The 19086-nt window shown below is 64.3% G+C and carries 19 protein-coding genes; 15 read left to right on the top strand and 4 right to left on the bottom strand.

The genetic code is table 11. The features are described 5' to 3' along the window. Window positions 1-147: 147 nt before the first annotated feature. Genes arsJ through RBB16_RS06405 form a run of 3 tightly spaced genes read right to left on the bottom strand, consistent with a single transcriptional unit; the run spans window position 148 to window position 3220 of the window. On the bottom strand, window positions 148-1392 hold the full coding sequence (arsJ, locus tag RBB16_RS06415; protein WP_306045371.1) for an organoarsenical effux MFS transporter ArsJ: 1245 nt from the start codon (window positions 1390-1392) through the stop codon (window positions 148-150). After that, complete coding sequence (locus tag RBB16_RS06410) at window positions 1389-2387, bottom strand: ArsJ-associated glyceraldehyde-3-phosphate dehydrogenase (protein ID WP_306045370.1); 999 nt, start codon at window positions 2385-2387, stop codon at window positions 1389-1391. The genes arsJ and RBB16_RS06410 overlap by 4 nt, the downstream gene beginning before the upstream one ends. Next, window positions 2384-3220: a helix-turn-helix domain-containing protein gene (locus RBB16_RS06405; RefSeq protein WP_306045369.1), complete on the bottom strand. Its 837-nt coding sequence runs from the start codon at window positions 3218-3220 to the stop codon at window positions 2384-2386. Before RBB16_RS06405 ends, RBB16_RS06410 begins: the two co-directional genes overlap by 4 nt. 189 nt (window positions 3221-3409) lie before the next feature. On the opposite strand from RBB16_RS06405, the gene RBB16_RS06400 reads away from it, so the two are divergent. From RBB16_RS06400 to RBB16_RS06330, 15 genes are read left to right on the top strand one after another with little or no spacing between them, the layout of a single operon-like run. Further along, window positions 3410-5707, top strand: coding sequence for a bifunctional salicylyl-CoA 5-hydroxylase/oxidoreductase (locus RBB16_RS06400; protein WP_306045368.1), 2298 nt, complete (start codon window positions 3410-3412; stop codon window positions 5705-5707). Further along, entirely contained in the window at window positions 5704-6432 is a 729-nt protein-coding gene (locus RBB16_RS06395) for an SDR family oxidoreductase (protein ID WP_306045366.1), read from the top strand. The genes RBB16_RS06400 and RBB16_RS06395 overlap by 4 nt, the downstream gene beginning before the upstream one ends. Beyond that, the gene (locus RBB16_RS06390) at window positions 6432-6887 is read left to right on the top strand and encodes a MarR family winged helix-turn-helix transcriptional regulator (protein WP_306045365.1); all 456 of its coding nucleotides are present in this window, start codon (window positions 6432-6434) and stop codon (window positions 6885-6887) included. Before RBB16_RS06395 ends, RBB16_RS06390 begins: the two co-directional genes overlap by 1 nt. After that, complete coding sequence (locus RBB16_RS06385; protein ID WP_306045364.1) at window positions 6871-7683, top strand: enoyl-CoA hydratase family protein; 813 nt, start codon at window positions 6871-6873, stop codon at window positions 7681-7683. Before RBB16_RS06390 ends, RBB16_RS06385 begins: the two co-directional genes overlap by 17 nt. Continuing rightward, window positions 7683-8837 (top strand): acyl-CoA dehydrogenase family protein, encoded by a 1155-nt coding sequence (locus tag RBB16_RS06380; protein ID WP_306045363.1) that lies wholly within the window; start codon window positions 7683-7685, stop codon window positions 8835-8837. The genes RBB16_RS06385 and RBB16_RS06380 overlap by 1 nt, the downstream gene beginning before the upstream one ends. Continuing rightward, window positions 8837-10456 (top strand): AMP-binding protein, encoded by a 1620-nt coding sequence (locus RBB16_RS06375; protein WP_306045362.1) that lies wholly within the window; start codon window positions 8837-8839, stop codon window positions 10454-10456. The genes RBB16_RS06380 and RBB16_RS06375 overlap by 1 nt, the downstream gene beginning before the upstream one ends. Further along, a complete protein-coding gene (locus RBB16_RS06370; protein ID WP_306045374.1) occupies window positions 10453-10692 on the top strand; it encodes an Lrp/AsnC family transcriptional regulator in 240 nt (79 codons plus the stop codon). The genes RBB16_RS06375 and RBB16_RS06370 overlap by 4 nt, the downstream gene beginning before the upstream one ends. 26 nt (window positions 10693-10718) lie before the next feature. Further along, the gene (locus RBB16_RS06365; protein ID WP_306045361.1) at window positions 10719-11855 is read left to right on the top strand and encodes an ABC transporter substrate-binding protein; all 1137 of its coding nucleotides are present in this window, start codon (window positions 10719-10721) and stop codon (window positions 11853-11855) included. Window positions 11856-11912: 57 nt separating this feature from the next. Continuing rightward, the gene (locus RBB16_RS06360; protein WP_306045360.1) at window positions 11913-12833 is read left to right on the top strand and encodes a branched-chain amino acid ABC transporter permease; all 921 of its coding nucleotides are present in this window, start codon (window positions 11913-11915) and stop codon (window positions 12831-12833) included. After that, window positions 12833-13807: a branched-chain amino acid ABC transporter permease gene (locus RBB16_RS06355; RefSeq protein WP_306045359.1), complete on the top strand. Its 975-nt coding sequence runs from the start codon at window positions 12833-12835 to the stop codon at window positions 13805-13807. The genes RBB16_RS06360 and RBB16_RS06355 overlap by 1 nt, the downstream gene beginning before the upstream one ends. Further along, window positions 13800-14555: an ABC transporter ATP-binding protein gene (locus RBB16_RS06350; protein ID WP_306045358.1), complete on the top strand. Its 756-nt coding sequence runs from the start codon at window positions 13800-13802 to the stop codon at window positions 14553-14555. The genes RBB16_RS06355 and RBB16_RS06350 overlap by 8 nt, the downstream gene beginning before the upstream one ends. After that, entirely contained in the window at window positions 14552-15241 is a 690-nt protein-coding gene (locus tag RBB16_RS06345) for an ABC transporter ATP-binding protein (protein WP_306045357.1), read from the top strand. Before RBB16_RS06350 ends, RBB16_RS06345 begins: the two co-directional genes overlap by 4 nt. A 3-nt stretch (window positions 15242-15244) precedes the next feature. Further along, on the top strand, window positions 15245-15661 hold the full coding sequence (locus tag RBB16_RS06340; protein WP_306045356.1) for a thioesterase family protein: 417 nt from the start codon (window positions 15245-15247) through the stop codon (window positions 15659-15661). After that, window positions 15651-16046, top strand: coding sequence for a RidA family protein (locus RBB16_RS06335; protein WP_306045355.1), 396 nt, complete (start codon window positions 15651-15653; stop codon window positions 16044-16046). Before RBB16_RS06340 ends, RBB16_RS06335 begins: the two co-directional genes overlap by 11 nt. A gap of 51 nt (window positions 16047-16097) precedes the next feature. Then, window positions 16098-17003, top strand: a complete 906-nt coding sequence (locus RBB16_RS06330; RefSeq protein WP_306045354.1) for an endonuclease/exonuclease/phosphatase family protein — start codon at window positions 16098-16100, stop codon at window positions 17001-17003. A gap of 60 nt (window positions 17004-17063) precedes the next feature. On the opposite strand, the gene RBB16_RS06325 is transcribed toward RBB16_RS06330, so the two are convergent. Next, complete coding sequence (locus RBB16_RS06325) at window positions 17064-18956, bottom strand: acyl-CoA synthetase (RefSeq protein WP_306045353.1); 1893 nt, start codon at window positions 18954-18956, stop codon at window positions 17064-17066. Between the last annotated feature and the right edge of the window lie 130 nt (window positions 18957-19086).

Below are 19086 nucleotides of genomic sequence, written 5' to 3'. Positions count from 1 at the left end.
CCCGTACACCCCTCGTGCATACGGGAAGGCGGTTTCGCCGCCTGTCGGCGTCGACCCGCTCGCGACCGTTCCGGTCGCGCATGGGGGCTCTGCCCCCGTCGCCTGTCGGCGACTCCCCCGAGGTATTTTCGCCAAGATGAAAGGCAATCAGCGCTGTCCCAGACGGGCCGCCCCGAACGCGCTGATGACGAGCAGGCCGGCTGCCGTGGCAAGGCACATCGGCAGGCCGCCGATCTGGTAGCTTGCCCCCGACAGAACCGTTCCCAGAAGCCTGCCCGCCGCGTTCGACATGTAGTAGAAGCCGACATCCATGGTCACCCGGTCATCGTTGGTCAGGGCCAGGATGAGGTAGGAATGAAGAGCGGAATTCACCGCGAAGATGGCCCCGAAGAGCAGCAGCCCCGCGACCACCGTTGCCGTGAGCCATGGGGCCGGGGCGTCCACGAGGGCCGTGAGACCTGCGAGCAACGCCGGGACGGCAACAAGCGCCATGGCCCAACGGCTTGCGGCACGGATCAACTGTCCGGTGGGGCGGTCTGCGGCGCGCATCAGTTTCGGGGCCGACGCCTGCACCGCGCCATAGAGGATGATCCAGATCGCCATGAAGCTTCCGATCAGGAAGAAGGCGGTGCGGTTGCCCGCCTCTGACCCGTCCGACAGGACCGCATAGAAGTAGATCGGGATGCCGACCACGAACCAGACGTCGCGGGCGCCGAACAGGAACAGCCGGGCGAAGCTCAGCCAGTTGATGTCGCGGTTTTTCGAAAAGACCTCGCGGAATTTCGCGTCCTTGCGGCCCGTGGGCAGGCCGGGGGGCATGCGCCAGACCACCGCCATCAGGATCGCGGCCAGAAGCACCGCCATCCCCGCCACCGAGGCGGTGAACCCGAAAAGGCCCAGAAGCGCCGCGCCGAGGAAGAAGCCGAGCCCCTTCACCGCGTTCTTCGATCCGGTCAGCAGCGCCACCCACCGAAAGAGGCCGCCCTGCCCTTTCGGAGCCAGAAGCTTGACCGCTGATTTCGACGACATCTTGGCCAGATCCTTGGCCACGCCCGAGGCCCCCTGCACCGCCATCACGAAGGCGACCGAGGCGGCGATGGACCAGGCGGGGTCGAGCTGCGTCAGCGCCACGAGCGCCACAACCTGCAGCGACAGGCCCGCATAGAGCGTCGAGGTGAGACCGAAACGGGCGGCGATCCAGCCCGCGCTGAGGTTCGTCACCACGCCCGCGATCTCGTAGAGCACGAAGAGATAGGCCAGCTGCACCGGCGAAAAGCCCAGCGTGTGGAAATGCAGGAGCACCAGCATCCTGAGCGCCCCGTCGGTCAGCATGAAGGCCCAATAGGCCGCCGTCACCGCGATATAGGCGGCAAGGCCCTGCGGCTGGCTCACAGGCTTGCCCCCACCATGAAGGCCACGTCGGCAAGGCGGTGCGCGTAGCCCCATTCGTTGTCGTACCAGGCGTAGATTTTCAGCTGCGTGCCGTTCACCACCATGGTCGAGGGCGCGTCCACGATCGTGGATCGGGGGTCGTTCGTGTAGTCGGCGCTGACCAAAGGCCGGGTTTCATAGCCGAGGATGCCGTTCAGATCGCCCTCGGACGCGGCTTTGAAGGCGGCGTTGACCTCTTCGACCGTCACGGGGCGGTCGAGCTCGAACACCATGTCGGTGAGCGAGGCGTTGAGCAGCGGCACGCGCACGGCGTGGCCGTTCAGTTTGCCGGTCAGTTCGGGATAGATGAGCGTGATCGCGGTGGCGCTGCCCGTGGTGGTGGGGATCAGGGAGTTCAGGGCCGAGCGGGCGCGGCGCAGGTCTTTTGCCGGGCGGTCCACGATGGTTTGCGTGTTGGTCACGTCGTGGATCGTGGTGATGGAGCCGTGCTTTATGCCGAAGGTTTCATGCACGACCTTCACGACCGGGGCGATGCAGTTCGTCGTGCAGCTGGCGGCGGTCACGATGCGGTGCTGTGCCGGGTCGTAATCGTGATTGTTCACGCCGTAGACGATGTTGGCCGTGGGGCCGTCCTTGACCGGGGCGGAGACGACGACCTTCTTCACGCCTGCCGCGAAATAGGGGGCGAGTTTCGCTTCTGTCTTGAAGGCGCCGGTGCAGTCGATGACCACGTCGACGCCATCGAGCGGCAGGTTTTCCAGCACGCGTTCGTTCAGCACAGGCAGGCGGGTGCCGTCGATGGTGAGGCTGTCGGCGTCATGGCTGAACCGGGCGTCCCACCGGCCATGGACGGTGTCGAATTCCAGCAGATGCGCGTGCATTTCCGGGTCGCCCGTGGCGTCGTTGATCCAGGCGATCTTCGCGCCGCGTTCCAGCAGCGGGCGCAGGGCGAGTTTTCCCATGCGGCCGAGGCCATTGAGGGCGTAGGTGGTCATTCGGTGGCTCCTTCGGAGGCGATGTCGTCGAGTTGGGATTGCAGCGACACGGCATCGAGCGCGTCGAGCGGCAGGGCGGTGAAGGCGGCGATGCGGTTCTTCAGAAGCCCGTAGGTCTGCTGGAAGGCGAGCATCCGTTGCGCCTCGGTTCCCTCTGCCTTCACCGGGTCGGGCAGGCCCCAATGGGCGGTGATCGGCTGGCCCGGCCATGGCGGGCAGTCCTCATTCGCGGCACGGTCGCAGACGGTGAAGACGAAGTCGAGCGCGGGGGCGCTTTCGCCCTGGAATTCCGACACACTCTTGGCGCGCAAGCCGGTCACGTCGTGGCCCTTTTGGGCCAGCATGTCCACGGCCATCGGGTTCAGTTCCGAATAGGGCTGCGTTCCGGCGGAATGGACGGTGAAGCGGCCCGCGCCCATGTCGCGCAGCAGGGTTTCGGCAATGATCGACCGGGCGGAATTGCCGGTGCAGATGAACAGAACGCTATAGGTCTTGTCGGGCATGGTCCCGGCTCCTTTCGCGGGAAGGGTCATGGCGGGCGGGCAGATGTCGGGGCGGCCCCGGCAGCAGTCGGAGAACAGGAAATCGACGAGGCCCTGAGCCGTGCCCGTATCAGCGCGGTAAAGGAGCGACGTACCCGCGCGGGTCTGGGTGATCAGCCCCGCCTCGCGCAGCGCGGCAAGATGGGCCGACGCGGTGGAGGGTTTGAGGCCAAGCGCAGCCGTGATTTCGCCCGCCGGAACCGCGTCGGGATAGCGGCGCATGAGCAGCCGGAAAATGGCGTTGCGTCCGCCATGGGCGAGGGTGGCGAGCTGGTCGAGTTCTTTTTCCATATTTCGTGAATTACCGAAATAGATGAGTCGCGCAAGCCCCCTGCCCCGCGATCCGACTGATTTCATGAAAGTTTCACATTGAGAAGCGAGATATTTCAAGCTGGATACTTTAAGCTTGAAATATATATCCACCTTGCTAGCCTCTGATCAGACCCGAGTCTCTCGGCGGTACATCTGGGGAAGGATCACATGAAGATCATCTGTCTCGGCGGCGGTCCTGCGGGGCTCTATTTCGCGATCAGCATGAAGCTGCGCGACCCCTCGCACGAGGTGACGGTGGTGGAGCGCAACCGCGCCAATGACACGTTCGGCTGGGGCGTGGTGCTGTCCGACGACGCGCTGGAACGGATGGAAACCAACGACCCGAAATCCACGCAAGCCATCCGCGATCACTTCGCCTATTGGGACGATATCGCCGTGATCCATGATGGGGTGCGCACGGTGTCCGGCGGGCATGGCTTTGCCGGGATCGGGCGCAAGCAGATGCTGATCCTGTTGCAGGACCGGGCGCGGGAGTTGGGCGTGAACCTGCAATTCGAGACCGAGTTCGGCTGTGCCGAGGAGTACCGTCACGACTATGACCTAGTGGTCGCCACGGACGGGATCAATTCACGTGTCCGCAACGAATATACGGACATTTTCCAGCCCGACATCGACACGCGGCTGTGCAAGTTCGTCTGGCTTGGCACGCATCAGAAATTCGACGACGCCTTTACCTTCATCTTCGAGAAGACCGAGCACGGCTGGATGTGGGCGCATGTCTACCAGTTCGACGATCAGACTGCGACCTTCATTGTCGAATGCCTGCCCGAGACCTGGGACGCCTGGGGTTTCGAGGACATGACCAAGGAGGAAACCGTCGAGACCTGCCGCAAGGTCTTTGAACGGCATCTGGACGGGCATGCCCTGATGTCCAACGCCGCCCATCTGCGTGGGTCTGCCGTCTGGATGCAGTTCCCGCGTGTGATCTGCGAGAAGTGGTACACCGGCAATGTGGTCCTGATGGGCGACGCCGCCGCGACCGGGCATTTTTCCATCGGGTCGGGATCGCGACTGGCTTTCGACAGTGCGATTGCTCTGGCCGAATACCTGCATTCGGAACCGACTATGGAACAGGCGTTTGAACGCTATCAGGAGGAGCGCCGGGTCGAGGTTCTGCGCCTGCAATCCGCTGCCCGGAACAGCCTGGAATGGTTCGAGGAAGTCGAACGCTATCTCGATCAGGACCCGGTACAGTTCAACTACAACCTGCTGACGCGATCGCAGCGGATTTCCCATGAAAACCTGCGCCTGCGCGACCCCGTGTGGCTGGAAAGCGCGGAACGCTGGTTCATGACCCAGGCCGGGCTGCCTGCCGGTGCGCCACACCGGACGCCGATGTTCACGCCTTTCCGCCTGCGCAACATGGCGCTGACGAACCGCGTCGTGGTGTCCCCCATGGCGCAGTACAAGGCCGTGGATGGCTGCCCGACCGACTGGCATTTCGTCCACTATGCCGAACGCGCCAAGGGCGGCGCCGGGCTGGTCTATACGGAAATGACCTGTGTCTCGCCCGAGGGCAGGATCACGCCGGGCTGTCCAGGGCTCTACGCGCCGGAGCATGAGGCGGCGTGGAAACGGCTGGTCGATTTTGTCCATGCCGAGACGGAGGCCAAGATCTGCTGCCAGATCGGGCATTCGGGCCGCAAGGGCTCCACCCAACTGGGGTGGGAGGAGATGGACGCGCCGCTGCCGGAGGGGAACTGGGAGACACTCTCGGCCTCGGCCATTCCGTGGTCGGACCGCAACCCGGCGCCGAAGGAAATGACCCGCGCGGATATGGACGCGGTAACGGCGCAGTTCGTGGCCGCGGTTGAGATGGCCGACCGGGCGGGCTTCGACATGATCGAGCTTCATGCCGCCCATGGTTACCTGATGTCCTCCTTCATCTCGCCCATGTCGAACCAGCGCGGCGATGACTACGGCGGATCGCTCGAAAACCGGATGCGCTACCCGCTGGAGGTGTTCGCGGCGATGCGCGCGGCATGGCCGGAGGAAAAACCCATGTCGGTCAGGATCTCCGCCAATGACTGGGTGGGTTCGGAGGGCGTGACCCCGGAGGAAGCGGTGGAGATCGCGCGGATGTTCCGGGAGGCCGGCGCCGATATCATCGACGTGTCAGCAGGTCAGACCAGCGTGGAGGCCGCGCCCGTCTATGGCCGCATGTTCCAGACGCCGTTTTCCAACCGCATCCGCAATGAGCTCCACATGCCCACCATGGCCGTGGGCAATATCTTTGAAACCGACCATGTGAACTCGATCCTGATGGCCGGGCGCGCGGACCTCGTCTGCCTTGCCCGCCCGCATCTGGCCGATCCCTACTGGACGCTGCATGCCGCCGTGGAATTGAACGACACCTCCGTGCACTGGCCCCTGCCCTATCTCGCGGGCCGCGATCAGGCCTACCGGTTGCAGGAGAAGAAAACGCAGGAGGAGATCCGGGCATGACCGAGCAGCGGCGCGTTCTGATCACCGGGGGCGGCACGGGGATAGGCCGGGCCATTGCCCATGCTTTCGCGGCGCAAGGCGATGCGGTGACGATTGCCGGGCGGCGGGAAGGACCGTTGCGGGAAACCGCAGAGGGCTTCGAGATCGAGATCGCGACCGCCGATGTGACGAAGGAAGAGGACGTGGCTGCGCTCTTTTCCCAACCCTTCGACGTGGTCATCGCCAATGCGGGCGCAGGCAAGGCGAAGAAGCTGGTCGACGTGTCGCTGGCCGACTGGCAGGCCACGATGGACGTGAACCTGACCGGCACCTTCCTGACCTTCCGCGAAGGCCTGCGCGTGATGCCAAAGGGCGGGCGGCTTATCGCCATTGCCTCAACCGCCGCGTTGCAGGGTGGGTCCAACATCGCGCCCTATTCGGCCTCCAAACACGGGGTGCTGGGGCTGGTGCGGTCCGTCGCCAAGGAAGTGGCCAAATCGGGCATTACCTGCAACGCGATCTGCCCCGGTTTCGTGGACACGGAAATGGCCGATGCCGCCGCGCAATCGGTCATGGACCGGTTCGACGTGCCGCTTGAGAAGGCGATTTCCATGATCACCAGCGGCAACCCCATGGCGCGGCTCATCGCGCCAGAGGAAGTGGCCGCCGCCGCGCTGTTTTTGGCGTCAGCGGGCGCAAGCTCGGTCAACGGGCATGCGCTGTCGGTTTCGGGGGGCGAGATCTGATGCGCGAAACCGACCTGCCCCATCGTCGTCTACGCACCTGGATCCGCCTTCTGCGGATGACGCGGGGCATGGAAAACCACCTGCGCGAATATCTGCGGGTGAACCACGACACCACCCTGCCCCGGTTCGACGTGATGGCGGCGCTCTACCGTGCGAAGGGGCCGATGAAGATGAGCGAGCTTTCAAGGCAGCTGCTGGTCTCGAACGGCAACGCCACGGCGGTTGTCGAACGGCTGGAGAAAGAGGGCCTCGCCCGCCGCGTCCCCGGTGAAGGTGACCGGCGCGTGGTGCTGGCGGAACTGACGGACAAGGGCCGCGACGTCTTCGCGGCGCAGGCATCCGAGCATCGGGGCGAGGTCGATCGGCTGTTTTCGATGCTGGGACATGAGGAACTGGACGCGCTGCGGGATATTCTGCACCGCGTGGAGGAGGCGAGCGATGGCCAAAATGGCTGACCTGAAACCGACGCATTTCGAATGGCAGCTGCGCGAGCGCATCGCGCGGGTGCGGCTGGCGCGGCCTGACCGCAAGAACCCCCTGACCTTCGACAGCTACGCGGAATTGCGCGACACGTTCCGGGCGCTGGCTTATGCCGAGGATGTGGATGTCGTTGTCTTCGCCTCGAACGAGGGCAATTTCTGTTCCGGCGGGGATGTGCATGACATCATCGGGCCGCTCACGAAGATGGACATGAAGGGCCTGCTGGCCTTCACCCGGATGACCGGCGATCTGGTCAAGGCCATGATCGGCTGCGGCAAACCCATCATCTCTGCCGTGGATGGCGTCGCTGTGGGCGCGGGCGCGATCATCACCATGGCCTCTGACATGCGTCTGGCGACGCCGGAGGCGAAATGCGCGTTCCTTTTTACCCGCGTGGGGCTGGCAGGCTGTGACATGGGGGCCTGCGCGATGCTGCCCCGGATCATTGGCCAGGGCCGCGCGGCGGAGCTGCTCTACACGGGCCGCACGATGCGGGCCGAGGAAGGGCTGGCCTGGGGGTATTGGAACGCGCTGCACCCGGCGGATCAGCTGGAAGACAAGGCGATGGAACTGGCCGAACGGCTGGCGGCGGGGCCGGTCTTTGCCCATGGGATCACCAAGACGCAGCTCAATCAGGAATGGAACATGGGGCTCGACCAAGCGATCGAGGCCGAGGCGCAGGCGCAGGCGATCTGCATGCAGACGGCGGATTTCGAACGCGCCTACCGGGCGTTTGTTGCGAAAGAAAAACCTGTGTTCAGGGGGGATTGATGGCGGACAGAACCTTCCTCGACTGGCCGTTTTTCGAGCCAAAGCACAGGGACTGGGCCGAGGGGCTGGATGCCTGGGCGGCAGAGGTCCGTGTCGATCATGATGACACGGATGCCGCTTGCCGGGGGCTGGTGAAGGCGCTTGGCGATGCTGGCTGGTTGCACCCGACCGCTGCGGGGGATGGCGAAAGGTTCGATGTGCGCACCCTGTGTCTCAGCCGCGAGACCTTGGCGCGCCATGACGGGCTGGCGGATTTTTCCTTTGCCATGCAAGGGCTTGGAACCGGGGCGATATCGCTTTTCGGCACGTCCTCGCAGAAAACCGAATGGCTGCCGCTGACGCGCACAGGTCAGGCGATTGCGGGCTTTGCGCTGACCGAACCGCAATCGGGGTCCGACGTGGCCAATTCCACCATGACGGCGGAGGAAGACGGCGACCACTTCGTTCTCAATGGCGAAAAGACGTGGATTTCCAATGGCGGCATTGCGGATGTCTACACCGTCTTTGCCCGCACTGGGGAAGCACCGGGAGCGCGGGGGCTGTCGGCCTTCGTGATGCCTGCCGACACGCCGGGACTGGAGATTGTTGAACGATTGGAAACAATCGCCCCCCACCCGCTAGCCCGCCTTCGGTTCAGCGATTGCCGCATCCCGAAATCCGCGCTGATCGGCGGGCTTGGCGAGGGCTTCAAGATCGCCATGTCGGTGCTCGATGTCTTCCGCTCCACCGTCGCGGCGGCGGCCCTGGGCTTTGCCCGCCGGGCGCTGGACGAGGCGCTGGCGCGGGTGTCCACCCGTCACGTGCAGGGGGCGCCCCTCTTCGATCTGCAAATGGTACAGGGCCATATCGCGATTATGGCGGTGGATGTGGATGCGGCGGCGCTGCTGGTCTACCGCGCCGCCTGGGCCAAGGATTCCGGCGCGGCGCGGATCACGCGAGAGGCGGCGATGGCGAAGCTCTTCTCCACCGATCAGGCGCAGAAGGTTATCGACAAGGCCCTGCAACTTCATGGCGGCGACGGGGTGAAATCCGGCGAAACCGTCGAGAAGCTCTACCGCGAAATCCGGGCGCTGCGCATCTACGAAGGCGCCTCGGACGTTCAGAAAGTCATCATCGCCCGCCAGGCCATGGCGGCATTCACGGGAGGCTTATGATGCTCGGACCGACGGCCCATACTGATACGTTTTCCCGCGACGGGCTGCCCCCGGAGGACCAGTGGCCGGACTTCTGTCTCGATGGTTTCACTTATCCTGACCACTTGAACGCCGGGTGGGAACTGACGGATTCCATGGTGGAAAAGGGGTTCGGAGACCACACGGCCCTGATCGGGAACGGGCGGCGGCGGACCTATAAGGAGCTGACGGACTGGACCAACCGGCTGGCGCATGTGCTGGTCGAGGATCTGGGCGTGAAGCCCGGCAACCGGGTGCTGATCCGCTCCGCCAACAACCCGGCCATGGTGGCGGCGTGGCTGGCGGCGACCAAGGCGGGCGCGGTGGTGGTCAACACCATGCCGATGCTGCGGGCGGGGGAGCTGACCAAGATCGTGGACAAGGCCGAGGTGCAGTTCGCGCTCTGCGATACGCGGCTGATGGAAGACATGATCGCCTGTGCCAAGACGAGCAAATACCTGAAATCGGTCGTGGGCTTCGACGGTACCGCCAACCATGACGCGGAGCTTGACCGGCTGGCGCTGACGAAGCCCGTGAAATTCGACGCGGTTCAGACCGGGCGCGATGACGTGGCGCTGCTTGGATTTACCAGCGGCAGCACGGGCGAGCCCAAGGCCACGATGCATTTCCACCGCGACCTGTTGATCATCGCGGATGGCTACGCGAAGGAGGTCTTGCAGGTAACGCCAGAGGACGTGTTCGTGGGTTCCCCCCCGCTTGCCTTCACCTTCGGGCTTGGCGGGCTGGCCATTTTCCCGCTCCGCTTCGGGGCGGCGGCGACTTTGCTGGAGAACGCCTCGCCGCCCAACATGATCGAGATCATCCAACAGTTTAAAGCCACGGTCTGCTTCACCGCCCCCACGGCCTACCGGGTCATGTTGCGCGCGATGGACGAAGGCGCGGACCTGTCCAGCTTGCGGGCGGCGGTCAGCGCGGGGGAAACGCTCCCTGCCCCGGTCTATGACGAGTGGATGGCGAAGACCGGCAAACCGATGCTCGACGGGATCGGCGCGACCGAAATGCTGCATATCTTCGTCACCAACCGCTTCGACGACCACCGCCCCGCCTGCACGGGCCGCCCGGTGACGGGCTATCAGGCGAAGGTGGTGGATGACGACATGGCCGAGGTGCCCCATGGCGAGATCGGGCGGCTGGCCGTGCGTGGGCCAACCGGGTGCCGCTACCTGAACGACCCGCGTCAGACCACCTATGTGCGCGACGGCTGGAACATCACCGGCGACAGTTTCACCATGGATGCGGACGGCTACCTGCATTTTGCCGCGCGCAATGACGACATGATCGTGTCGGCGGGCTACAACATCGCGGGGCCAGAGGTGGAGGCGGCGCTGCTGTCCCATGCCGCGGTGGCCGAATGCGCCGTGGTTGCGGCGCCGGACGAGGCAAGGGGCAGCATCGTGGAAGCGCATGTGGTGCTGGCGGAAGGGCATGAGGCCAGCCAGGCGCTGGTCGAGCTTCTGCAAAGCCATGTCAAAAGCACGATCGCGCCCTACAAGTACCCCCGCCGGGTGCAATTCATCGAGGCGCTGCCCAAAACCCCCACGGGCAAGATCCTGCGCTACAAGCTGCGCGAGGAGGGCTGATGCAGACCGTTTTCGTCCAGATCCGTTGCAAACCCGGCACCACCTATGACGTGGCCTTCGCCATCGTGCTGAAGGAAATCCACGCGGAACTCTATTCCACGAGCGGGGAATATGATCTTCTGGTGAAGCTCATCATTCCGAAGGGGGACGATATCGGCCGCTACATCAACGATGCCTTCCGCGACGTGGACGGGATCGAGCGGACATTGACGACGCTGACCTTCAAGGCATTCTGAGACAACGAACAACAGGGAGACACAGAATGAAACTCAAGACACTGGCACTGGCGGGGCTGATGGCCTCCACCTCCTCCATGGCGCTGGCCGACGGCGTCAGCATCGGCATGATCACCACGCTTTCGGGCGGCGGCGCCGGGCTGGGCATCGACGTGCGCGACGGCTTCATGCTGGCCATCGAACAGTCGGGCCGCGACGATATCGAGATGATCATCGAGGATGACGAACGCGCGCCCGACCGGGCGGTGCAACTGGCCGACCGCATGATCCAGTCCGATGACGTGGATATCATGACCGGCATCATCTGGTCGAACCTCGCCATGGCGGTGATCCCGTCGGCCACCGCGCAGGGCGTGTTCTACCTGTCGCCCAATGCCGGCCCCTCGCAGCTGGCCGGTCCCGGCTGTCACGAGAACTATTTCAACGTGGCGTGGCAGAATGACGGCCTGCACGAAGCGGCGGGCGCCTATGCCAACACGGCAGGATATGGCAACAGCTTCATCCTTGCGCCGAACTATCCGGCGGGCCGTGATGCGCTGACCGGCTATCAGCGGATGTTCGAGGGCGATGTGGCCGAAGAGGTCTATACCCAGCTTGGCCAGACCGACTACGCCGCCGAGATCAGCCAGATCCGCAATTCCGGCGCGGACAGCGTCTATTTCTTCCTGCCCGGCGGGATGGGCATCGCCTTCGTCCGTCAATACGCGGAATCGGGTGTGGACATCCCGCTGATTGGCCCGGCCTTCAGCTTTGACCAGGGCATTCTGGGGGCCGTGGGCGAGGCCGCGCTTGGCGTGCACAACACCTCGCAATGGAGCCAGGATCTGGACAACCCCACGAACGCCGCCTTTGTCGAAGCCTTCCAGGCCGAATATGGCCGCCTGCCCTCGCTCTATGCCAGCCAGGGTTTCGACACCGCGAACCTGATCCTCTCGGCCATGGAAGTCGCGCATCCCGATGACGCGGATGCCTTCCGCGCCGCGCTGGAAGCGGCCAATTTCGACAGCACCCGTGGCGATTTCGCCTTCGGTCCGAACCATCACCCGATCCAGGACATCTATGTTCGTGAAGTGGTGATGCAGGGCGACGTGCTGACCAATGTGGTTGTCGGCACCGCGCTGGAAGATCACGGCGACGCCTACGCGGACCAGTGCCAGATGTAATGGCCTGACCGGCCGGGCCTGCCTGCGCGCAAGGCCCGGCCAACAAAGGGATTTTCCATGTCAGCAGCTCTTCTGATCGAGCAGCTTCTCAACGGGCTGCAATTTGGCGTCATGCTGTTCCTTATGGCGGCGGGCCTGACCCTGATTTTCGGGGTCATGGGGCTGATCAACCTCGCCCATGGCTCGCTCTACATGATCGGGGCCTTCGCGGCGGCGGGCGTCGCGGGCTGGACAGGGTCGTTCTGGCTGGCGCTGATGGGGGCGCTGATGGCCGCGGCGATGATCGGGGCGCTGGTGGAAATGGTGGTCATCCGACGGCTTTACGATCGGGACCATCTGGACCAGGTGCTGGCCACTTTCGCGCTGATCCTGATTTTTTCCGAAGGCACGCGGTTTTTCTTCGGGTCGCTGCCGCTTTACCTCGATACGCCCGACCTGCTGTCGGGGCCGACCATGCTGCCGGGTGGGATCGAGTATTCGAAATACCGGCTCTTCATCATCGCCGTGGGGCTGGCGGTTGGGGCGGGGCTGTTCTGGCTCATCTCCCGCACCCGGATCGGCATCCAGATCCGCGCGGGCGAGGCAGACCGCGAGATGATCGCGGCGCTCGGCGTCGACATCCGCAAGCTTTACACGCTGGTCTTTGCCCTTGGCGCGGCGCTGGCGGGGCTGGCGGGCGCGATGATCGGCCCGATCCAGTCGGTCGAGGTCGGCATGGGCGAGCCTGTGCTGATCCTCGCCTTCGTGGTGATCGTGATCGGCGGCATCGGCTCCATCAAGGGCGCCTTCATCGGCGCGCTGCTGGTGGGGCTGACCGATACGCTCGGCCGGATCATGCTGCCGCAGCTCTTTGGCCTCTTCATGGATGCAAGCAGCGCGACGACCGTGGGGGCATCGCTGGCGTCGATGACGATCTATATCCTGATGGCGGGCATCCTGCTCTTCAAACCCTCTGGCCTTTTCGGAGGGCAATCGTGATGCGGCGTGAAACGATCCTGAACCTCGCCATTCCCGGCATTCTTCTGGCCACGGCGCTGATCGCCTACGCCATGGATGAACCCTATATCATCACCCTCGCCACCAAGGCCGCGATCCTGGCGCTTGCGGGCGTCGGGCTGAACATCGCGCTTGGGCTTGGCGGGCTGGTCAGCCTTGGGCACGCGGCATTCTTCGGGGTGGGTGGCTATGCCATGGGCATTCTTGCCTTCCACGCGCAGAACTACATGCCGATCTGGGGCGTGATCGAGGGCACCAAGTCGATGCCGATCATCTGGCTGGTGGCGCTGATTGCCTCTGCCCTGACAGCACTGGTCATCGGGGCGATGTCGCTGCGCACGACCGGCGTCTATTTCATCATGATCACGCTCGCCTTCGGGCAGATGCTGTTCTACTTCGCGATTTCCTGGCCGACCTATGGCGGCGAGGACGGCATGTCGATCTACCTGCGCAACGGGTTTCCGGGCGTGAACACGCTGGTGCCGCTGAACTTCTTCCTGATCTGTTTCGTGATCCTCGCCGTTGTGATGGTCCTGACCGACCGGCTTGGGAAATCCGCCTTCGGGCTGGCGTTGCAGGCAACACGCCAGAACGCGGCGCGGGCCGAGGCCGTGGGGCTGGCCCCCTACCGGCTGCGGCTGGTCGCCTTTACGATTTCCGGGGCGGTGACGGGCCTTGCGGGTGCGCTCTTTGCCGATCTCAACCGCTTCGTCAGCCCCTCGATGCTCAGCTGGCACATGTCGGGCGAGATCATGATCCTGATCATCCTTGGCGGCATCGCGCGGCTGTCGGGCCCCGTGGCCGGGGCGATGCTGTTCATTGCGCTGGAATATGTCCTCGAAGACCTGAGCCATTACTGGCATGTCTATCTGGGCGCGATCCTGCTTGGCGTCGTGCTATTCGCGCGCGGCGGTGTCATCGGCCTGATCGCCGGACGGGAGGTGGCCCATGACTGAGGCGCTTCTGCAAACTTGCGCGATCTGCAAAAGCTTCGGCGCGCTTGAGGCATCGAAGGACGTGTCGCTGGACCTGTTTCCGGGTGAGATTCACGCCCTGATCGGCCCCAATGGCGCGGGAAAATCGACGCTGATCGCGCAGATTTCCGGCGCGCTGCGCCCCGACAGCGGGCAGGTGATCTTCGACGGGCAGGACGTGACGCCCCTGACGACGACGCAGCGGGCGCGGGCGGGGCTTGGCCGGACCTTCCAGATTTCGGCGCTGGCGATGGAATTCACCGTGCTGCAAAACGTGGTGCTCGGCGCGCTCGGGCAGCGGGGCAAGGTTTATCGCTTCTTCGGCAACGTGATGCGCGACAAGGCCCTGCTGGAACGGGCCGAGGACGCTCTCGAACAGGTGGGCCTGGCAGAGTTCCGCAATTTCGTCACCGCAGAGCTGTCCCACGGCCAACGCCGCCAGTTGGAGGTTGCCGTGGCGCTGACCCTGCAACCCAAGGCCTTCCTGATGGATGAGCCGATGGCGGGGCTTGGCGCCGAAGGCTCGCACCGGCTGACCGGCTTCCTCGACGGGCTGCGCCACCGCGCGCCGATCCTGCTGGTGGAACATGACATGGACGCGGTTTTTGCGCTGGCCGACCGGATCAGCGTGCTGGTCTATGGCGAGATCATCGCGACCGGCACAGCGGACGAGATCAAGTCCGACCCGCGTGTGCGAGAGGCCTATCTGGGCGAGGAGGACGCGGCATGAGCCTGCTGAAACTGTCCCATGTCTCGGCCTTCTACGGCGCGTCGCAAGCGCTGTTCGATGTGCATCTCGATCTGGCCGAGGGCGAGGTGCTGGCACTGATGGGGCGCAACGGGATGGGCAAATCCACCACCGTCAAGGTGATCTGCCGGATGCTGAAGAACCGGGGCGGGTCGGTCATGTTCGACGGGCTCGACCTGGGTAGCGTTCCCGCCCACAAGGCGGCGCGCGCGGGCATCGGGCTGGTGCCGGAAGGCCGCCGGTGCTTCGCGCCGCTGACCGTTCAGGAAAACCTGATCGCGGCGGCGCGCAAGGGACATTGGGATATGGCGCGGGTCAGCGAACTGTTCCCGCGATTGGGGGAACGACAAGACCAGGTCGCCTCGTCCCTGTCCGGCGGCGAACAGCAGATGCTGGCGATTGGCCGGGCGCTGATGACGAACCCCCGGCTTCTGATCCTCGATGAAGCGACAGAGGGCCTTGCCCCCGTCATAAGGCAGGAAATCTGGGCCGCGATCCGGCAGCTCAAGGTGGAAGCCGGGCTGTCGATCCTCGTGATTGACAAATCGCTGAAGGAACTGGGCGGCGTTGCCGACAAGGGGGTGATCATCGAAAAAGGCGTGACCGTGTGGACCGGTGCTTTCTCGGACCTGACCCGCGATGTCACCGACCGGCATCTGGGGGTCTAGGCCATGGCGTTCCACTTCCCCCAGAAGGTTCTGTTCAAGCATTGCGACCCGGCCGGCATCGTGTTCTATCCGCGCTATTTCGAGATGCTGAACGATTGCGTCGAAGCCTTTTTCGACGAGGTGCTGGGACTGCCGTTCGAGACGCTCCATGCCACGGGCGGCGTGCCCACGGCGGAAATCACCACCCGCTTTCTGGCCCCAAGCCGCCATGGCGATCACCTGACCATCGCCCTGACCGTCACCCGCGTCGGGCGCAGCTCGCTTGGGCTGATGTTCACCGCCGATTGCGGTGACGAACCCCGCTTCACCGCGCGCTCCACCCTTGTCCTTCTGGGCGAAAACGGGCGGCCCCGGCCATGGCCCGAGGGGGTGCGACAGATACTTCTGGACCGAGAGGAGGCCCCGGCCCATGCCCCATAAATCCATTCAACCCGCAGGCTGGCCCGACCCCAAGGGCTATGCGAACGGCATTCTTGCCAGCAACGGGACGCTCTATGTGGGCGGTCAGATCGGCTGGGACACGGACGGGAATTTCGCCCCCGGCGGTTTCATCGGCCAGATGGAACAGGCGCTGCGCAACATCCGCGATGTGCTCGAGGCCGCTGGCGGCACGCCCGCGGATATCACGCGGCTGACATGGTATGTGACCGACAAGCAGGAATATCTGGACAGTCAGCGAGAGGTGGGCGCGGCCTATCGCCGGATCATGGGCAAGCATTTCCCCGCCATGGCGATGGTCGTGGTCGCCGGGCTGGTCGAGGATGAGGCGGTGGTCGAGATCGAGGCCACCGCCGTCATCGGCTGATCCGCGCAGCCCGCCGTTGCATATCGCGCCCGCATGCGGCTGGATGGGGTCATGCGGATCCTGAGTTTCAACATCCAGAACCTGCGGCTTCGCCAACGGGGCGACCAACCCCGGCTGGACGGCGCGCGGGACCGCGATGAGATCGGCGAAGCCCCGGAACTGGATCCGGCTGACCGCCGGTTGTCCGCCGCGCTGCTGGCGCAGGCGGGGGCCGATCTGGTGCTGTTGCAGGAGGTGTTCGACAAGGACACGCTGGATTGGTTCAACACCCGGCTATTGCCCGCCGCCGGTCTGCGCCCCTACCCCCATGCCCATTGCCCGCCCGGCAATGACGGGCGCGGGCTGGACCTGGCGGTTATGTCGCGCCAGCCCGTCTGGCTGACCAGTCACGCGCAGGTGACTGCCGCCGATCTGGGTCTCGATGCGCCGCGCCTCGATCTGCCGGTCTTTCGCAGGGACTGCCTGATGGTGGAAACCGGCGGGCTGACCGTTTTTACCTGCCATTTCAAGGCCCCCTACCCCGACCCGGACACCGCCCGGCCCGTGAGGCGGCTGGAGGCCGAAGCCACAAGGCGGATCATCGAGCGGCGGTTTGGCGATCCATCAAGCGCCCTATGGCTGATCGCGGGGGATCTGAACGAACCGTTTAAGCCCGATGCCACACCCGCCATTCAACCGCTGCTGCCGCCCTTCAGTTCAGACCTGATGACGCGGCTTCCTGAGGATGAACGCTGGACCTACTTTGACAGTCATTCCGGCAGATACGGCCAGCCTGACGCCCTGCTGGCATCCCCCACGCTTGCCGCCCGCTGGCCCGAAGCCATCCCGCAGGTGTTGCGCGCCGGGCTGGCCTATGAAGCCACCCGCCACCGGGGCGCGCACCTGCCGGGTGTGGGGCGCCACCGCCCCCATGCCTCTGATCACGCGGGCGTTCTGCTGGAGCTGAGCGGCCTATGACCCCTGAAACGAAAACGGCGCCATCCGGCGCCGCTTCCTCTTTCCTTGAAGCCGTCTGGTCTATTGATCGGCCCAGGCCCAGGGGCGTGTGAATTCACCCAGAACATCGGCCACGGCCTCATCCGAGACCTCGCCGGTCCGGTCCAGTTTGGCCACAAGACCCAGCTTCTTGCTTTCGGAAACTTCCACCACGCGGGCATTCACCCCCGCCTCTTCCAGCGCCGCGTTGTAGACGCGGGTGATGGCCATCTTGCGCAGCGCGGGTTTGAAGACCTTGCCCACAGCCGTCTTGGGCAGTTCATCCATCAGCTCGATATGCTTGGGACGCGCGGCGCGTTCGTGGACATGCTCGTCGCAATGCTCTTTCAGCTCCTTGATCGAGACCTCGGCACCCGCCACCAGCTCGACATAAACGCAGGGCAGTTCGCCCGCGAAGGCATCGGGCTGCCCGATGGCGCCGGTCATGGCCACGGCGGGGTGGCTGGCCAGGGCCTCTTCGATCTCGGCGGGGTCGATATTGTGACCGCCGCGAATGATCAGATCCTTGGCACGGCCCGTGATCCACAGATAGCCATCTGCGTCGATCCGGCCCAGGTCACCCGTGCGCAGGAAGATATCGTCGTGGAACAGATCGATATTCTTGTCGCTCTCGGTATAGGTCGAGCCTTCGAATACGCCGGGGTTGTCGATACAGATTTCACCCACCTCGTCGGTTCCGCACTGAACCGGGCCATCCGGGGTCTGCTTGAGAATCCGCACTTCCGTATGCGGGAAAGGAACACCGACCGAGCCGATCTTCTTCTCGCCCTCGACCGGGTTACAGGACACGAGGCAGGTCGCCTCGGTCAGGCCGTAGCCTTCGACCAGCGTCACGCCGGTGGCCTTCTCGAACCGCTTGAACAGTTCCACCGGCAGCGGCGACGACCCCGAGAAGGCGGTTTTCACGGTCGAGATATCGCCATTCACCGGGCGTTGCATCATCGCCGAAATCGCCGTGGGCACGGTGATGATGAAGGTGATCTTCCAGCGTTCGACCAGCTTCCAGAAATTGTCAAACACACCCTCGCCCCGGTAGCCCTGCGGCGTCGGGAAGACCACATGCGCACCCGAGGCAATCGCCGCCATCAGGATCACGTGGCAGGCAAAGACGTGGAACAGCGGCAGCGGACACATGATATTGTCTGTTTCATCGAACAGGATCGTGGCCCCGAGCCAGCCGTTATAGATCAGGCCAGAATACTTGTGCTGCGCCACTTTCGGCATGCCAGTGGTGCCGCCGGTGTGGAAATAGGCGGCGACGCGATCTGCCTTGGCATCCTCGAAGGTCAGGCGGTCGGCGGGCTGCTTGGCGATCTCGGCATTGAAGTCGATGATCTTCGCGTGGTGGTTGGATGGGTTCTTGGGCCGAATGAGCGGCACGATCAGCTTCTTGACGCCGGTCAGGTAGCGCAGCAGATCGACCTCGATCACATGTTTCACATTGGGCGCATGGCCCACGGCCTCGGCCACTTTCTGGGCCACATCCGTTTTCGGGAAGGCCTTGACCGTCACCACCGCCTTGGCCCCGGTTTCGCGCAGAATGGCGCTGATCTGTTCAGGCTCCAGCAGCGGGTTGATCGGGTTGGCGATGCCCGCGACGCAGCCGCCCAGAAGGGTCAGCACGGTTTCGTTGCAATTGGGCAGCACATAGGCCACCGAGTCCGTCTCGGTGATGCCAAGCGACCGGAACAGGTTCGCGGTCTGGGTGACCTTGCCATGCAGCTGCGACCAGGTCAGCGTCTCGGCCTTGTCGGTGGGGCCGGAAAACAGCTGATAGGACACTGCGTTATGGTTCGGGAACTTGTCCCTTGTCTTGGTCAGCAATTCATACAGCGTGGTGGCTGGCTGGCTTTCAGGCCAGGGCAGATCCTGCTCCATGGCTCTGACATCAGCGACGTTCGCAAACCGCCTCATTCTCATTCCTCCCCTTTTATCCCTGTCTGGCCCGTCGCCTTTCGACGCGGGCCGGTATTTTGTGGATCAGGATGGAGGCAAAGAGGCCCGCAAAGCAAGCGTAACCCAACGCAAACTGCAATGCGGGGGG

It is taken from the genome of Nioella sp. MMSF_3534, from assembly GCF_030732985.1.
Taxonomy (GTDB): domain Bacteria; phylum Pseudomonadota; class Alphaproteobacteria; order Rhodobacterales; family Rhodobacteraceae; genus Nioella.
The sequence above is the reverse complement of the archived record's forward strand: the minus strand, read 5'-3'. Positions and strand labels throughout refer to the sequence as shown.

What these genes read in the sequence shown, in the direction of transcription:
- RBB16_RS06325 (WP_306045353.1), bottom strand. Translation starts at nt 18,956, where the DNA reads ATGAGGCGGTTTGCGAACGTCGCTGATGTCAGAGCCATGGAGCAGGAT.
- RBB16_RS06410 (WP_306045370.1), bottom strand. Translation starts at nt 2,387, where the DNA reads ATGACCACCTACGCCCTCAATGGCCTCGGCCGCATGGGAAAACTCGCC.
- RBB16_RS06335 (WP_306045355.1), top strand. Translation starts at nt 15,651, where the DNA reads ATGCCCCATAAATCCATTCAACCCGCAGGCTGGCCCGACCCCAAGGGC.
- RBB16_RS06375 (WP_306045362.1), top strand. Translation starts at nt 8,837, where the DNA reads ATGCTCGGACCGACGGCCCATACTGATACGTTTTCCCGCGACGGGCTG.
- RBB16_RS06395 (WP_306045366.1), top strand. Translation starts at nt 5,704, where the DNA reads ATGACCGAGCAGCGGCGCGTTCTGATCACCGGGGGCGGCACGGGGATA.
- RBB16_RS06380 (WP_306045363.1), top strand. Translation starts at nt 7,683, where the DNA reads ATGGCGGACAGAACCTTCCTCGACTGGCCGTTTTTCGAGCCAAAGCAC.
- RBB16_RS06390 (WP_306045365.1), top strand. Translation starts at nt 6,432, where the DNA reads ATGCGCGAAACCGACCTGCCCCATCGTCGTCTACGCACCTGGATCCGC.
- RBB16_RS06330 (WP_306045354.1), top strand. Translation starts at nt 16,098, where the DNA reads ATGCGGATCCTGAGTTTCAACATCCAGAACCTGCGGCTTCGCCAACGG.
- RBB16_RS06345 (WP_306045357.1), top strand. Translation starts at nt 14,552, where the DNA reads ATGAGCCTGCTGAAACTGTCCCATGTCTCGGCCTTCTACGGCGCGTCG.
- RBB16_RS06355 (WP_306045359.1), top strand. Translation starts at nt 12,833, where the DNA reads ATGCGGCGTGAAACGATCCTGAACCTCGCCATTCCCGGCATTCTTCTG.
- RBB16_RS06400 (WP_306045368.1), top strand. Translation starts at nt 3,410, where the DNA reads ATGAAGATCATCTGTCTCGGCGGCGGTCCTGCGGGGCTCTATTTCGCG.
- RBB16_RS06365 (WP_306045361.1), top strand. Translation starts at nt 10,719, where the DNA reads ATGAAACTCAAGACACTGGCACTGGCGGGGCTGATGGCCTCCACCTCC.
- RBB16_RS06385 (WP_306045364.1), top strand. Translation starts at nt 6,871, where the DNA reads ATGGCCAAAATGGCTGACCTGAAACCGACGCATTTCGAATGGCAGCTG.
- RBB16_RS06340 (WP_306045356.1), top strand. Translation starts at nt 15,245, where the DNA reads ATGGCGTTCCACTTCCCCCAGAAGGTTCTGTTCAAGCATTGCGACCCG.
- RBB16_RS06405 (WP_306045369.1), bottom strand. Translation starts at nt 3,220, where the DNA reads ATGGAAAAAGAACTCGACCAGCTCGCCACCCTCGCCCATGGCGGACGC.
- RBB16_RS06350 (WP_306045358.1), top strand. Translation starts at nt 13,800, where the DNA reads ATGACTGAGGCGCTTCTGCAAACTTGCGCGATCTGCAAAAGCTTCGGC.
- RBB16_RS06360 (WP_306045360.1), top strand. Translation starts at nt 11,913, where the DNA reads ATGTCAGCAGCTCTTCTGATCGAGCAGCTTCTCAACGGGCTGCAATTT.